This window comes from Streptomyces flavofungini, assembly GCF_030388665.1.
In the GTDB taxonomy this organism is placed as follows: domain Bacteria; phylum Actinomycetota; class Actinomycetes; order Streptomycetales; family Streptomycetaceae; genus Streptomyces; species Streptomyces flavofungini_A.
The window spans coordinates 1,772,548-1,786,913 of sequence record NZ_CP128846.1; the positions used below are offsets into that span (position 1 = coordinate 1,772,548).

Below are 14,366 nucleotides of genomic sequence, written 5' to 3' on the forward strand. Positions count from 1 at the left end.
GTGGTCATGGGCATGCGCGCGGAGGCCCGGCTCCGGAGGACTCACCCGCTCCCCGTGAGCCGTGCGCGGGCGTGCCCCGCCGGGACGCCCGCGCGGTGGCCCGACACTACGAGGTGGTCTCGGCGCGGCCCACGACCAGCCACTTCGAGGGCAGTTCGATGCGGGTGCCGTCGGCTCTGTACTCGGTCGTGGTCAGCGGCAGCGAACCGGCGGCCAGCACGGTCAGGCCCGCCGCCCGCACCAGCTCCGGCACGGCGGCGTCGGCCACCTCGCCCGGGGCGATGCCGTGCGCGAACACGGGCGCCAGCTTGGGCGGCGGACCCCCGGCGTCCTGGACCAGGCCGCGCAGCACGGCCCCCGCGGCCTCGGCGAGCTCGACGAGGCAGGCCCGCCCTCGCTCGCCGGTCAGGGCCGCGACGGAGTCTATGAGCGGCTGCCGGTCGGCGGGCTCGCACTGGTGCAGGACGCCGCGCATGTAGACGTTGGCGTCGCCGAGTTCGGCGTGCAGTTGCTCGGCCGCGCTCTTGTCGGCCACGTCGAGCTGGCGGAACTCGGCCTGGCCCGCGGGGTCCGCGCGGCGGGCGGCCTCGACGGCGGCGGCCGCCAGGTCGAGGCCGAGGACGCGCGGGAAGCGGTCGGCGAGGAAGCGGGTCTGAGTGCCGTTGCCGCAGCCGAGGTCCACCATCGGCAGGTCGGGGGCCGTCAAATGCGGCTCGAAGAGGGCGAGATGGACGCCCGCGGTGAGGGCGGGCTCGGCGTCCCAGAAGACGCCACCCGCCTCCGTGGGTGCCTCGCTCCAGAAGCCCTCCCAGGCCTCTTGGTACCGACTGGTGACGCCCATGTCAGCTCCCCGGGGTGTGACAAGCGCCGCCGAACCCGGCGACAAGATCGGTCTACCGCTCGGGGCGGCGCCCGACAAGCCGCCCGCACACACCTTCACGGCGCTTTCGAGGCGTGTTCCCCCCGCGTGCGCCTGCGTGCGGCACCGCGACTCCGGCGTACGGACCGGCCGCCCTAACCGGCGTCGCGGGCGCGCGAAGGTCCGCCGGACTGGCCCTAGCGGCGTGGCGGGGACAGCTCGAACCACACGGTCTTGCCCGAGTTCGTGCGGCTGGTGCCCCACTCCTTGGCGAGGCTGGTGACGATGCGCAGACCTCGCCCGAACTCGTCGGCGGGGCCCGCGCTGAGCAGCGTCGGCAGGCTCGCGTCGTCGTCCTCGACCTCGCACAGGAGCTGCCTGGAGCGGACCAGGCGCAGGCCGATGCGGCCGCCGCGCGCGTGCCGTACGGCATTCGTGACGAGTTCGCTCGCCAGGAGCACGGCCGTGTCACTGATCGCGTCGAGGCCCCAGTCGCGCAGTTGGCGGCGGACCAGGTCGCGGGCCCTGCTGACCTCGCTGGGGTCGGGCGCGAGCCGCCAGTGCCCGACGTCGGTGGACGCGACGCCGTTCAGCCGGGCCATCAGGAGGGCGACGTCGTCCTTGCGGCCGCCGCGGCCCGTCTCCGAGAAGGTCGCGGCGAGGGCGCGGATGATCGTGTCACAGGCGTCGTCCATGGAGGCGGCGGGGTGGGCGGCCGACTCGACGAGGGTGGCCAGGCCCACGCCGATGTCCTCGCCGCGCACCTCGACCAGGCCGTCGGTGCACATCAGGAGGCGGTCGCCCGGCGCGACCCGGATCCGGGTCGACTCGAACGGCACCCCGCCGACGCCGATGGGCGCGCCGGTGGGCAGGTCGAGCAGTTCGCTGCGGCCGTCCAGGGCGCGCACCAGGACGGGCGGGATGTGGCCCGCGTTGGCCAGGTGGAGCTCGCCGGCGATGGGGTCGTACACGGCGTACAGGCACGTCGCCAGGTAGTGCTCGCCGAGGCGCTGGGCGAGGTCGTCCAGGTTGCGCAGGAGCTGGGCGGGCGGCAGGTCGAGGGCGGCCATGGTCTGGACGGCCGTGCGCAACTGGCCCATCATCGCGGCGGAGTTCAGGCCGTGCCCCATGACGTCGCCGACCACGAGCGCGGTGCGCGCGCCGGGCAGCTTCACGGAGTCGAACCAGTCGCCGCCGACGCGGCCGAGCAGGGTGCCCGGGAGGTAGCGGGTGGCGATGTCGCAGCCGGACATGCGGGGCTGGATGTGCGGCAGCATGCTGTCCTGGAGGGTGTCGGCGACCGACTCCTGGTAGGTGTACATGCGGGCGTTGTCCAGGACGAGCCCGGCGCGGGCGGCCAGTTCGGCGCCGGTGACGCGGTCCATGTCGTTGAAGACGGGCCGCTCGCGATGGCGCAGCAGGATCATGAAGCCGAGGACGACGTTGCGGGCCTTCAGGGGAACGACCAGCATCGAGCGGTGGTTGATCAGCGGCCGGATGTCGCGCTTTTCGAACTGGGAGGCGATGGCGTTGCCCATCTCCTCGGTGATGCGCGGTACGAGGACGGGGTCGCCCGACGTCATGCACTGGAAGAACGGCGTGTGCGCGGGGAACGGCATGGACTCGCCGACGGGCACGACGTCGTCCCAGCGGCCCGGCTCGTCCGTGTGCTCCACGGCGACGCGGTGCCACAGGGTGGTCTCGTCGGGCGGGCCCTCGGGGAAGCCCTCGCCCGCGACGACCTGCTCGCGCAGATAGGTGCCCGCGACGTCGGTGAAGCGCGGCACGACGGCCTTGCTGACCTCGACGATGGTGCGGGACAGGTCGAGTGAGGTGCCGATGCGCCCGCTGACCTCGTTGAGGAACTCCAGGCGCTCGCGCACCGCCGCGTATTCGAGGTCCTCGCCGTCGTCGGCGTCCGCCGTGGGCGGGGGCGTGTGCCCGGCGGCTGCGGCCGCTTCGGCGCGCCGCCTGCGGGCCAGGCGCTCGGCGCGGCGCGGAACGCCCCAGTCGGGGGTGACGGGCACGCGGTCGTGCTGGCTGAACTCCAGAACGGGATAGCCGAGTTCGAGGACCTGGGCGGCGATGCGGGCGCTCTCGGCGACGCTCATGCTCGGCAGGATCTCGGGGAGGCGGCCCGCGAGTTCGTCGGCGCCGGGGAAGTCGGTGTGCAGCGCGAATCCGGGCGCTATGCGCTCGACCCGGTCGGTGTCCGGGTCGCCTCCGACGGCGAGGCGGGCGGCGTCAGCGGCGAGCACGAGCAGCCGCTCGGGCCCCGGTCCGACGAGCGGGTAGGCCCACCACAGGACGTCGATGCGCTCGCCCTCGCGGTCCGGGGCGGTCAGGCGGGCGCGGCCTGCGGCGGGGTAGGAGAGCCGTCGGTCCAGGGAGCTGCCGAGGTCGGGGCCGAGCGCGTCGTACTCCCCGTGGGCTCCGCCGTCCCGCGGGAAGGCTCCGGAGACGGGCAGCAGGTCACCGGCCGGACGGCCCACGGCTTCTTCCCTGGCGTACCCGAACAGGCGGCGCGCGCCGCTGCTCCAGTGGGAGACGAGGCTGTCGCCGTCGACGACGACCACGGCCAGGGGGACGCGGCCGGACATGCCGCCGCGGGTCACCGGCTCGTCGTCCGGGATCTCACGCTCCATGGCCTCGGCTCCCTCCCTCGGCGCGGCAAGATCTGCAGGTCCCCCAACCACCGTACGACCGCGTCGGGTTGTAGTGCGGCGCTATCGGCGAATTGGCTCCCCGAGGGGGCGCCTCCGGAGCACTTCCCCGGGCCTCGCGGGAGCATCCGCTCAGTCCTCGTGGCCCAGTTGCAGGTCCCGCTCCGTCCGTCCGCCGCCCGCGACCTGGAGCACCGTGGCGACCGGAGGGTACCCGGCGGCGATCACCGTGTACTCGCCCGAGGAGAGGTCGACGAAGCGGAAGGTGCCGTCGGCGCCCGTGGTCAGGGTGTCGACGACGTTGCCCGCCGCGTCGAGGAGGGTGACGCGGGCGTCCTCCACGGGGCGGCCGCCGCCGGCGCGCACGGTGCCGCGCAGGACGGCGCCGCCGGCCAGCTCGATGTCCTGGCGGGTCTCGCGGGCCGCCTGCACGCTGACGGGCAGGGCCGCAGGGCGGAACGCGGGCGCGCTGGCGGCCAGCGTGTACTCCCCCGCGACCAGTTCCGTGATCGCGTATCCGCCCTCGCGGCCGCTGCGGGCGGTGGCGACGACGTCGCCGCGGACGTCGGTGAGGGTGACGGCGGCGTCCCTGACGGGCGAGCCGTCGGCGGTGCGCACGCTCCCGGCGAGGCGGCCCGCGCCGCCGAGGACCACGTCGAGTTCCACGGGGCGCTCGCCGACGGTGACGGTGACGGCCTGCGGCTGGTGGCCGCCCGCCGCGGCGATCAGGACGAACGATCCGGCGCCGGGGGTGGAGAGGGCGTACCGCCCGTCGTCGCCGCTGGCGCCGCGCCCGATCTGCTGGCCCGCGACGTCGATGAGGGTCAGGGCGGCGCGGGGCACGACGGTGCCGTCCGGGTGCTGCACGCTGCCGCAGACGGGCACTCCGGCGGCGTACGGAGCCCGGGCCCCCGGGACTGCGGCCTGCTCGCCGAGGGGGGCGTGCGGGGTTTTCGAGGACACGGCGCTGGACACGAGGGGGGTCTCCTTGAGGAAGAAGGCGAGCAGCAGGCCGAGGACGAGGACCGGGACCAGGTAGAGGAAGATCCGTGGCATCGCGTCGGCGTACGCCTGGATGTAGCCCTCGCGCAGCGGGGCGGGCATCGCGTGGACGAGCTGGGGGGTGATCGATTCGGCGTCCGGCAGGTCGGCGCCCGCGGGCAGGCCGCCGGCGAGGGCGTCGGTGAGGCGGTCGGCGAAGAGCGTGCCGAAGACCGCGGCGCCCACGCTGCCGCCGATCTGCCGGAAGTAGTTGTTCGCGCTGGTCGCGGTGCCGAGGTCGGCGGGCGGCGCGGCGTTCTGCACGGCGAGGATCAGCACCGGCATGACCAGGCCGACGCCGGCACCGAGTACGGCCATCCAGATGCTGTAGTGGAGCCGGGGCGTGTCCGCTTCGAGGCGGGAGAGCAGGAACATGCCCGCCACGGAGAGGGCGCCGCCGAGGATCGGGTAGATCCGGTAGCGCCCGGTGTGGCTGATGAGTTGACCGGCGATGATGGAGGCGCCGACGACGCCGCCCATCATCGGCAGCATCAGGAGGCCGGACTCCGTGGCGCTCGCGCCGTCGACCATCTGCAGGAACGTCGGCAGGTAACTGGCCGCGCCGAAGAGGGCGATGCCGACGACGAGCCCGATGAGCCCGGTGATGTTGAAGACGGAGTCGCGGAACAGGCGCAGCGGGATGATCGGTTCTGCCGCGAACCGCTCGGCGACGAGGAAGAGCACGGTCGACACGACCGCTCCGGCGGCGAGGCCGAGGATGACGCGCGATCCCCAGGCGTACTCCGTACCGCCCCAACTGGTCAGGAGCACCAGGCAGGTGGAGGCGGCGACGAGCAGCAGCGCGCCGAGCACGTCGAGCCGGCCCCGGGCCACGGGCTTGGGCAGCTTCAGGACGAGGGCCACCACGAGCAGGGTGACCAGGCCGAACGGCACGTTGAAGTAGAAGCACCAGCGCCAGGAGACGTGGTCGGTGAAGAAGCCGCCGAGGAGCGGCCCGGCGACGGAGGCCAGACCGAAGGAGGCGCCGATGAGGCCCATGTACCGGGCCCGCGCGCGGGGCGGCACGATGTCGGCGATGATCGCCTGGACGCCGATCATGAGGCCGCCCGCGCCGACGCCCTGGAGCGCGCGGAAGGCGATGAGCTGGTCCATGGTGCGGGAGGCGCCCGCGAGGGCGGAGCCGATGACGAAGACGACGATGGCGAACTGGAAGACGCCCTTGCGTCCGAAGAGGTCGCCGAGCTTGCCGTAGATGGGCAGACCGACCGTGGAGGTCAGCAGGTACGCGGTGATCGCCCAGGACATCTTGTCCAGGCCGTGCAGCTCCCCGACGATCTTCGGCAGGGCGGTGGCGACGATCATCTGCTCCAGCGCGGCGAGCAGCAGCGCGAGCATGAGGCCGACGAAGACCATCCGGACGCGGGCGGGGCTGAGTTCGTGCGGGGGCGCCCCGGTGGCGTCCTGGGGCGGTGGCGGCCCCTGTGCGAGGTGGTGCTCGTCCGGCTGCGGCTCGTCCGGGCCCGCGGCCCGGCTCCGCTCCGAGCCCGCCGTCGGTGGCTGCGTGGCCGCCCGTTCGCCGTGCCCGGCGCCCATCGCCAACGTCGTCCCGCCCACCTGCTGCTCCCCTCGTCGCGCCTGCGCCGCCCATTTCTCGCATTACGCGACAACTGGAGCAAGCGCGACGAGTCGCCCTCGGGCGCGCACCGGCGCGCGTAAGCGCCGGTGGGAGCCCTACGGCGTACAACTGGACCGTCCCGAAAACCACTCGAAACGGTGAGCGTGACAACAACCCTGATGGGTTAGGGGAGTTGGCGGGGGCCGCCGCCCGCGCGGCCCCAACCGGTCGGCCGGGTGGGCCTACTTCTCGACCTCGGCGGCGAGCTTGCCGAGCACGGCGTCGTAGATCCGGGCGAGACCCTTGGGGGCGAAGGTCTTCTCGAAGAAGCCGCCGATGCCGCCCGCGCCGTTCCACACGGTGGTGACGACCACGCGCGAGGAGCCCTCGCCCGCCGGGGTCACGCGCCAGGTGGTGACCATGGACGAGTTGCGGTCCTTCTCGACGAGTTCGCCGTCGGTGGGCTCGCTCACCTCGAGCAGGCAGTCGCGGATCCGCTTGCTGGTGGCCTGGAGCTTCCAGTGGACGAGGGTGCCCTCGCCGTCGCCGCCCTCGCGCACCTCGTACTCGCTGAAGTGCTCCGACAGGATCTTCGCGCGCGTGCCGCTGTAGTCGGCCAGCGCATCGAAGACGTCCTCCGGCTTTGCCGCGATGATCCGCTCCGTGGTCGCCTCGACCTGCGCCATTGCACTTCCTCCAGCAGTTGGGTGTCTCAGGGGTTGAGCGGTCAGCCAACCACCCCTCACACCGGCGCCCCAAATCGGGTCCGGGACACGTTCGCACGATCAAGGGAACATGTGTTCTATTCTGTGGCCAGTGCGACCGAGGAGGCACCATGCGCTGGGAGAACCTGTCCGACGGGCCACGAGGGGGCGCCGCGGACGCCGCCCTGTTCGGCGCCGACGCCGTGACCACCCGGACCTTCGACACCCCCGAGTTCCGCGGGATCACCTTCCACGAGGTGCGGGCGAAGTCGATCGTGAACCGGGTGCCGGGGGCGTCCCGGATGCCCTTCGAGTGGACGGTCAATCCCTACCGGGGCTGCACGCACGCGTGCGTGTACTGCTTCGCGCGCAGGACGCACGCGTATCTGGACCTGGACACGGGCCTGGACTTCGACAGCCAGATCGTGGTGAAGGTCAACGCGCCCGAGCTGCTGCGCCGCCACCTCGCCTCGGCGCGCTGGGGCGGCGAGCACATCGCGATGGGCACCAACGTCGACTGCTACCAGCGCGCGGAGGGGCGGTACGCGCTCATGCCGGGCATCATCGAGGCCCTTCGTGACCGCGCCAACCCGTTCTCGATCCTCACCAAGGGCACGCTGATCCTGCGCGACCTGGACCTGCTGCGGCAGGCCGCCGCCGTCACGGACGTCGGCATCTCGGTGTCCGTGGGGTTCCTGGACGAGCACCTGTGGCGCACGGTCGAGCCGGGCACCCCGGCCCCCGGGCGGCGCCTGGAGGTCGTGCGCACCCTGAGCGGGCACGGCATCGGGTGCGGCGTCCTGATGGCCCCGGTGATCCCGTTCCTGGGGGACCGTCCGGACCAGCTGCGTGCCACGGTGCGGGCGATCGCGGCGGCCGGGGCGACGTCGGTGACGCCCCTGACGCTGCACCTGCGGCCCGGCGCGCGCGAGTGGTTCATGGCCTGGCTCGGACGGCACCACCCGCATCTGGTGCGGCGGTACGAGCGCCTGTACGCGGACGGCGCGTACGCCCCGAAGTGGTACCAGCGCCGCATCACCCGCCAGGTGCACGACCTGGCCCGGGAGTTCGGCATCGGCCCGTCCCGCGCGGGCGCCGCCCGGCGCATACCCGAGCACCGGGAGACGGCGCCCGCACCCGGTGCCACCCAGCTCACGCTGCTCTGATCCGGCCGGCTCACCCTGCTCGGGCCCGGGCTGGGCCATCGGCGGGCTTCGTCATGCTCCTTTCAGGTAGTTCGCCCGGAGAACCGCCGCTTCCGGGCGGGGATTCCGGGACGATGCCGCGGGGGTCGTGGGCCTCGCGGCCCCGAACCCTCCGCCCTGGGAGGCTCGATGAGAGCAACCGCCGTCTCGCTGTGCGGCGCCGCCGCGCTGGTGACCGGTCTCGTCGTGGCGGTGCCGTCCGCCGCGGGCACCGACACGCGGGCCGTGCCGCGCACCGCGCACACCCCGCACCCCCTCACCTGGAAGAAGTGCGCCACCAAGGACCACCCGAAGCTCCAGTGCGCGTCCCTGAAGGTGCCGCTCGACCACGACCACCCGCACGGCGAGCAGATCACGCTCGCGCTGTCCCGGATCGCGCACACCGCCGAGCACTACCAGGGCCCGCTCCTGGTGAACCCCGGCGGCCCCGGCGGCAGCGGCCTGTCCATGGCCGGCTTCGTCGCCAAGACGCTCCCGGCGAAGGTCGCCGCGGGCTACGACGTCATCGGCTTCGACCCGCGCGGCGTCGGCAGGAGCAAGCCCTCCCTCACCTGCCGCCCCGGCCACTTCAAGCCGGTGCGGCCCGCCACGGTGCCGCACACGGCTGCCCTGGAGAAGGCCAACCTGAACCGCGCCCGGGCCTTCGCCGAGGCGTGCGGCAAGAAGTACGCGGACGTCCTGCCCTTCATCGACACGGTGAGCGCGGTCAAGGACATGGACGCGATCCGCGCGGCCCTCGGCGCCGACCGGATCAACTACTTCGGGTACTCGTACGGCACCTACCTGGGCGCCGTCTACGCGAAGCTGTTCCCCGACCGGGTGCGCCGCATGGCCCTGGACTCCGTGGTCGACCCGCACAACGTCTGGTACGAAGCGAACCTCACCCAGGACCACGCCTTCGACAGCCGCCACAAAGCCTTCATGGCCTGGGTCGCGAAGCACCACAAGCAGTACCGGCTCGGCAAGGACCCGGCGAGGATCGAGGCCAGGTGGTACGCCATGCGCGCCGCCCTCGCCAAGAAGCCGGCCGGAAAGAAGGTCGGCGCCGCCGAGCTGGAGGACACCTTCCTGCCGGGCGGCTACTTCAACGGCTACTGGCCGTTCCTCGCGGAGGCGTTCTCCTCGTACGCCCGCACGAAGGACACCGACCTCCTGGTGGAGGCGTACGAGAACTTCGGCGCCGTGGACGCGGCGGGCGACAACAGCTACTCCGTGTACACCTCCGTGGGGTGCAGGGACGCGTCCTGGCCGCGCGACTGGGAGCAGTGGCGCCGCGACAACTGGCGCACGCACGCGAAGGCACCGTTCATGACCTGGAACAACGCCTGGTACAACGCCCCGTGCGCGTTCTGGCCGGTCCGGTCGCTGCACCACCCCGACGTCACCAACACCAACCTGCCGCCGGTGCTGCTCTTCCAGGCCACCGACGACGCGGCCACGCCGTACGAGGGCGCGATCACGATGCACCGCAAGCTCCGCGGATCGAGCCTGGTGGTGGAGCAGGGCGGCGGCAACCACGGCATCACGCTGAGCGGGAACGCCTGCCTCGACCGGCATCTGGCGGCATATCTGACCGACGGCAAGGTGCCGCACAGCGGCGGTGAGGTCGACGCGGTGTGCAAGCCGCTGCCCGAGCCGAAGCCGAAGGGCGCGGCGCGCGCGGGCGCGGGCCGGGGTGACGCGGCGAGCAGCGGCGCGGAACTCCACCGGCTGCTGGGCTTCCGCGGCTGAGAGCAGGGTCCCGCCGCTGACAGGCGGGTTCCCTGCGCTCACTCGCGGGTTCCCGCGGCCGATGCGCGGGCCCTGGGCTCCGCCGGGGGCGCAGTCGCCGCCGTGGCCCACCATGGTGACCATGAGCCGACTGACACACATCAGCGCCCCCGACGGAGTCGCGCCCGCGACCGCGTACACCCACGTGGTGTCCGGCACGGGCCGCCTCGTCGCCGTCTCCGGTCAACTCGCCCTGGACGAGGAGGGCAAGCTGGTCGGCCCGGGGGACGCGTCGGCGCAGGCCCACCAGGTCTTCGAGAACCTGCGGCGCTGCCTGGCGGCGGCGGGCGCGGACTTCGACGACGTGATCAAGCTGACGTACTTCGTCACGGACGTGGCGCACATGCCCGCGGTCCGGGCGGCGCGCGACGCCCACCTCGACCCGGCCCGGCTGCCCGCCGCGTCGGCGGTGCAGGTCGCGGCGCTGATGGGGCCCGAGTTCCTGATGGAGATCGAGGCGCTCGCAGTGGTTGCGGAGCAGCCCGAGGAGGACACGACGGGGGTCTGAGGAGACGACGGGGGGCCGACCGGGCGGCACGGGCAGCTGGAGGAGGGCGCTCTAGTGGCCGATGGGCCCGGCGCCCAGCAGCAACAGCGCGCTCTCCCCGGCCAGTTGCTCCGCGTGCGCGGGCAGTTCCTGGCCGCGGCGCACATGACGGCGGACGATCGTCAGCGGCATGTCGATCACGGCGAGCGCGACCCGGTCCGCGGCGGGCCCGGCCTCCGCGCCGAGTGCCGCGCACAGCCCGGCCACGGCCTCGCCCACCCGCCGGTGCCCCGCCGCCGCCCGCCGTGCGCTCGGCTCGGGCCACTCGTCCTGGGCGAAGTCGGCGGCGCCGTACAGGAGCAGGGCCGCGGCGCGCGGGTGCGCCCGGCTCCACGCGACCACGTGGACGGCCGCCGCCCGGACCGCCGCGCGCGGATCGCCCCCACTCGGCCCCAGCGCCGCGAACCACCCCTCCTGGAAGTCCTCGACGGTCCGCAGCCACACCTCCGCGAGGAGCGCGGGGCGCCCGGGGAAGCGGTGGTAGACCGACCCGCTGGGCGCGCCGACCGCCTTGGCGACGGCCGCCATCGTGACCGCCGACGGGCCCGCGTCGGCGGCCAGCTCGACGGCGGCGTCGAGGAAGCGGCTCACGTCGTACCGGGGTGGTCTCGCCATGTATTGGAGAGTACCCTCCAATTAAATAGAGAGGCCTCTCCAAAACAGGAGGAGCCCCCTTCGGGACCCCTTCTTCCCGGTCCCCAGGCCCCAGGAGCCACCATGGCCGTCCTCAACGTCCACGAACGCGTCCTGCCCGTCGAGCCGAGCGCGGTCGGCGGGCTCATCGACACCCTCGCCACCCCGGACGACCCGCTGTGGCCCACCGCCGGCTGGCCGCCCATGGAGCTGGACCGGGGGCTCGCGCCCGGGTCGCGCGGCGGCCACGGACCGGTCCGGTACACCGTGGCGGCGTACGCGCCCCAGCAGTGGGTGCGGTTCACCTTCACCGGACCGCGCGGCTTCGACGGGTTCCACGAGTACACGGTGCACCCGCTGGACGACGGCAGCGGACACACGGTGCTGCGCCACACCCTGGCGATGCGCGCCCGCGGCGCGGCCCGGCTGACCTGGCCGCTGGCGTTCCGCTCCTTCCACGACGCCTGCCTGGAGGACAGCCTCGACCGCGCGGAGCGCGCCCTGACCGGCACGGTCCGCCGCCCCGCGCGCTGGAGTCCCTACGTGCGCTTCCTGCGCCGCATCACTCCCCGCTGACCCGCGGGACCTTCACGACCCCTGCGCCCGCACCGACACCCGCGCGAGGGCCGCCGCCGCGGCCGCCGCGAGGCGCGGATGGGAGCAGGCGGCCGTCAGCACCGGGATGGCCCGGGCGTCCCCGAGCGCCCCGAGGCCCTCGACGCACGCCAGCGCGACCTTGCCGTAAGGGTCGTTGGGGGTCAGACGGCGCTGGAGGGTGACGATGAGAGCGGGCGCCGACTCAGGGGCGCGGAGTTCGGTGAGGAGCCGCACCGGATGCAGGGCGTAGGCGACCCGCAGTTCATTCGTGGCGAGCGCCGCCGCCGCGCGCGCCGTGCGCCGGTCGCCGAGCCGCGCGAGGGCGTACGCGGCGGCGGCGCAACGGGGCGGATCCCGGTGGTTGAGCAGCAGCACCAGCGACTCGAAGGCCCGCCGGTCCCCCAGGACCCCCAGCCTGACCGCCGCCAACTCCCGTGCCCACAACGGCTGGCCGGCCGCGAGCAGCACCCCCGCGAGCTCGTCCGCCGTACGGGTGGCCAGCAGTCTCTCGTACGCGTCCAGCGCTCCCGACGCCATCGCCTCGCGTCGTAAGCGATCCGTCACCGTCCGCAACTCCGCATCCATGCGCTGAGCCTAGTCGCGACGGACGTCACAAACACCGGGGCTGGCGCGCTCGTTACTCGCGGGTTAATCTCATGTGAGCGGGGCACACTCCCCGCAGAGAGTTCGTTCGCAGTTCTCGCTCTTCGCTTTTCAGCTCGTGACGGCCTGGTGACGCAGCCGTCCTGAGTGTTGTCGGTTCGGTACGCACGTACCGCAGGACGGCGTGGCCACGGGACAGGGCCTGCCGGTTCCCCTCTCGCGCAACCTCCGCACGCCGTACGCGACTTCACGCCCGCTCGCGCGGCCACCGCGCACGCTCGCGTGGGCCGTGTGCCGGTGCGCCCCCGCCACGCGCCGTGCGCGTGCGCCCCTCAGTCGTCACTCACTTCCTGGAGTCCACCCATGGACACTCCCTTCAGCACGGTCGCCGTCGTCGGTCTCGGCACGATGGGCACCGGCATCGCCGAGGTGCTCGCGCACGCGGGCCGCGACGTCATCGGCATCGACATCAGCGAACAGGCCACGGCCCACGCCGTCGCCGCCCTGGAGGCCTCCACCGCGCGCGCCGTGCGCCGCGAGCGGATCACCGAGGACGAGCGCGAGAACATCCTCACCCGCTTCCGCGCCGTCACCGACCTGCGGGCGGCGGCCGAGGCCGACCTGGTGATCGAGGTCGCCCCGGAGTCGTACGCGATCAAGCAGCAGATCTTCCGCGAGCTCGACGGCATCGTGCGCCCGGACACGGTCCTCGCCACCGGCACGAACGCGCTCTCCGTGACCCGCCTCGCCGCCGAATCCGCACACCCGGAGCGGGTGTTGGGCCTGCACTTCTTCAACCCGGCGCCCGCCATGAAGCTCGTCGAGGTCGTCTCGTCGGTGCTCACCGCGCCGGCCGCCGTGGCGGCGGTGACCGACCTCGCCCGCGCCCTCGGCAAGGAGCCCGTCGCCGTCGGCGACCGCCCCGGCTTCGTCGCCGACGGGCTGCTCTTCGGCTACCTCAACCAGGCCGCGGCGATGTACGAGGCCAAGTACGCGAGCCGCGAGGACATCGACGCGGCGATGCGGCTCGGCTGCGGACTGCCGATGGGGCCGCTCGCGCTGCTCGACCTGATCGGCGTCGACACCGCCCGCACCGTCCTCGACGCCATGTACGCCGAGTCCCAGGACCGGCTGCACGCGCCCGCGCCGATCCTCAAGCAGCTCAGCGAGGCGGGCCTGACGGGGCGCAAGTCGGGCCGCGGCTTCTACACCTACGCGGCGTCCGGCAGCGACGAGGTGGTGCGGGACGCGGCGACGCCCCTGGAGGGCACCCGGCAGGCGCGCGGGCGCGAGATCCGCTCCGTCGGCGTGGCCGGTTCCGGCACCATGGCGTCCGGGATCGCGGAGGTCTTCGCGAAGGCCGGGTACGACGTGGTGCTCGTCGCCCGCAGCGAGGAGAAGGCCGCCGCGGCCAGGGCCCGGGTCGCCAAGTCGCTCTCGCGCTCCGTCGACAAGGGGCGGCTCACCTCGGAGGCGGCCGCGAAGACCCTGGACCGGATCACGCCGAGCGGTACGTACGACGCGTTCGCCGACGTCGATCTCGCCCTGGAGGCGGTCGCCGAGGACCTGGAGATCAAGCAGCAGCTGTTCGCGACGCTCGACAAGGTCTGCAAGCCCGGTGCCGTCCTCGCCACCACCACGTCCTCGCTGCCCGTGGTGGCCTGCGCCCGCGCCACCTCACGGCCCGGCGACGTGATCGGCCTGCACTTCTTCAACCCGGCGCCCGCCATGAAGCTCGTCGAGGTCGTGCGCACCGTCCTGACCGAGGACGACGTGCACGCCACCGCCCGCGAGGTGTGCGCGACGATCAAGAAGCACCCGGTGGACTGCGGCGACCGGGCCGGCTTCATCGTGAACGCCCTCCTGTTCCCGTACCTGAACAACGCGATCAAGATGGTCCAGGAGCACTACGCGTCCCTCGACGACATCGACGCGGCCATGAAGCTCGGCGGCGGCTACCCGATGGGGCCCTTCGAGCTCCTGGACGTCGTCGGCCTGGACGTCTCGCTCGCCATCGAAAAGGTGCTGCACCGCGAGTTCCGTGAGCCGGGGCTCGCCCCCGCGCCGCTCCTGGAGCACCTGGTGGCCGCGGGCTGCCTCGGCCGCAAGACGGGCCGGGGTTTCCGCGAATATGCCCGGCGCTGACCGGCGCGCGGACCTCGGGGCCA

At 73.3% G+C, this 14,366-nt stretch carries 11 protein-coding genes; 5 read left to right on the plus strand and 6 right to left on the minus strand.

Features of this window, described 5'->3' with window-relative positions:
• Positions 1–106 precede the first annotated feature (106 nt).
• The 4 genes from QUY26_RS06910 to QUY26_RS06925 all read right to left on the minus strand — a co-directional run bounded on the left by QUY26_RS06910 (position 107) and on the right by QUY26_RS06925 (position 6,825).
• Positions 107–841 (minus strand): class I SAM-dependent methyltransferase, encoded by a 735-nt coding sequence (locus QUY26_RS06910; protein WP_289944233.1) that lies wholly within the window; start codon positions 839–841, stop codon positions 107–109.
• Between the two features lie 215 nt (positions 842–1,056).
• Positions 1,057–3,504: an ATP-binding SpoIIE family protein phosphatase gene (locus tag QUY26_RS06915; RefSeq protein ID WP_289944234.1), complete on the minus strand. Its 2,448-nt coding sequence runs from the start codon at positions 3,502–3,504 to the stop codon at positions 1,057–1,059.
• Positions 3,505–3,654: 150 nt separating this feature from the next.
• Positions 3,655–6,138, minus strand: coding sequence for an MFS transporter (locus QUY26_RS06920; RefSeq protein ID WP_289944235.1), 2,484 nt, complete (start codon positions 6,136–6,138; stop codon positions 3,655–3,657).
• Positions 6,139–6,381: 243 nt separating this feature from the next.
• The gene (locus QUY26_RS06925) at positions 6,382–6,825 is read right to left on the minus strand and encodes an SRPBCC family protein (protein WP_289944236.1); all 444 of its coding nucleotides are present in this window, start codon (positions 6,823–6,825) and stop codon (positions 6,382–6,384) included.
• Positions 6,826–6,974: 149 nt separating this feature from the next.
• Between QUY26_RS06925 and QUY26_RS06930 the strand changes: the two genes are divergently transcribed.
• The 3 genes from QUY26_RS06930 (at position 6,975) to QUY26_RS06940 (ending at position 10,326) form a co-directional block, all read left to right on the plus strand.
• Positions 6,975–8,009 (plus strand): Rv2578c family radical SAM protein, encoded by a 1,035-nt coding sequence (locus tag QUY26_RS06930; protein WP_289944237.1) that lies wholly within the window; start codon positions 6,975–6,977, stop codon positions 8,007–8,009.
• A 168-nt stretch (positions 8,010–8,177) separates the two neighbouring features.
• Positions 8,178–9,779, plus strand: a complete 1,602-nt coding sequence (locus tag QUY26_RS06935) for an alpha/beta hydrolase (RefSeq protein ID WP_289944238.1) — start codon at positions 8,178–8,180, stop codon at positions 9,777–9,779.
• A 121-nt stretch (positions 9,780–9,900) separates the two neighbouring features.
• Positions 9,901–10,326 (plus strand): RidA family protein, encoded by a 426-nt coding sequence (locus tag QUY26_RS06940; RefSeq protein WP_289944239.1) that lies wholly within the window; start codon positions 9,901–9,903, stop codon positions 10,324–10,326.
• Positions 10,327–10,377: 51 nt separating this feature from the next.
• Here QUY26_RS06940 and QUY26_RS06945 read toward each other — a convergent pair whose 3' ends face one another.
• Positions 10,378–10,980, minus strand: a complete 603-nt coding sequence (locus QUY26_RS06945; RefSeq protein WP_289944240.1) for a TetR/AcrR family transcriptional regulator — start codon at positions 10,978–10,980, stop codon at positions 10,378–10,380.
• A gap of 102 nt (positions 10,981–11,082) precedes the next feature.
• On the opposite strand from QUY26_RS06945, the gene QUY26_RS06950 reads away from it, so the two are divergent.
• On the plus strand, positions 11,083–11,574 hold the full coding sequence (locus QUY26_RS06950; RefSeq protein ID WP_289944241.1) for an SRPBCC family protein: 492 nt from the start codon (positions 11,083–11,085) through the stop codon (positions 11,572–11,574).
• A 12-nt stretch (positions 11,575–11,586) separates the two neighbouring features.
• Here QUY26_RS06950 and QUY26_RS06955 read toward each other — a convergent pair whose 3' ends face one another.
• Positions 11,587–12,180 carry an adenylosuccinate lyase gene (locus QUY26_RS06955; RefSeq protein WP_289944242.1) on the minus strand — a complete coding sequence of 198 codons (594 nt, stop codon included), beginning with the start codon at positions 12,178–12,180 and terminating at the stop codon, positions 11,587–11,589.
• A 381-nt stretch (positions 12,181–12,561) separates the two neighbouring features.
• Here QUY26_RS06955 and QUY26_RS06960 point away from each other — a divergent pair, with 381 nt between their 5' ends.
• Positions 12,562–14,343, plus strand: coding sequence for a 3-hydroxyacyl-CoA dehydrogenase family protein (locus QUY26_RS06960; RefSeq protein ID WP_289944243.1), 1,782 nt, complete (start codon positions 12,562–12,564; stop codon positions 14,341–14,343).
• Positions 14,344–14,366 lie beyond the last annotated feature (23 nt).

What these genes read in the sequence shown, in the direction of transcription:
- QUY26_RS06910 (WP_289944233.1), bottom strand. Translation starts at nt 841, where the DNA reads ATGGGCGTCACCAGTCGGTACCAAGAGGCCTGGGAGGGCTTCTGGAGC.
- QUY26_RS06915 (WP_289944234.1), bottom strand. Translation starts at nt 3,504, where the DNA reads ATGGAGCGTGAGATCCCGGACGACGAGCCGGTGACCCGCGGCGGCATG.
- QUY26_RS06925 (WP_289944236.1), bottom strand. Translation starts at nt 6,825, where the DNA reads ATGGCGCAGGTCGAGGCGACCACGGAGCGGATCATCGCGGCAAAGCCG.
- QUY26_RS06930 (WP_289944237.1), top strand. Translation starts at nt 6,975, where the DNA reads ATGCGCTGGGAGAACCTGTCCGACGGGCCACGAGGGGGCGCCGCGGAC.
- QUY26_RS06935 (WP_289944238.1), top strand. Translation starts at nt 8,178, where the DNA reads ATGAGAGCAACCGCCGTCTCGCTGTGCGGCGCCGCCGCGCTGGTGACC.
- QUY26_RS06940 (WP_289944239.1), top strand. Translation starts at nt 9,901, where the DNA reads ATGAGCCGACTGACACACATCAGCGCCCCCGACGGAGTCGCGCCCGCG.
- QUY26_RS06945 (WP_289944240.1), bottom strand. Translation starts at nt 10,980, where the DNA reads ATGGCGAGACCACCCCGGTACGACGTGAGCCGCTTCCTCGACGCCGCC.
- QUY26_RS06950 (WP_289944241.1), top strand. Translation starts at nt 11,083, where the DNA reads ATGGCCGTCCTCAACGTCCACGAACGCGTCCTGCCCGTCGAGCCGAGC.
- QUY26_RS06955 (WP_289944242.1), bottom strand. Translation starts at nt 12,180, where the DNA reads ATGGATGCGGAGTTGCGGACGGTGACGGATCGCTTACGACGCGAGGCG.
- QUY26_RS06960 (WP_289944243.1), top strand. Translation starts at nt 12,562, where the DNA reads ATGGACACTCCCTTCAGCACGGTCGCCGTCGTCGGTCTCGGCACGATG.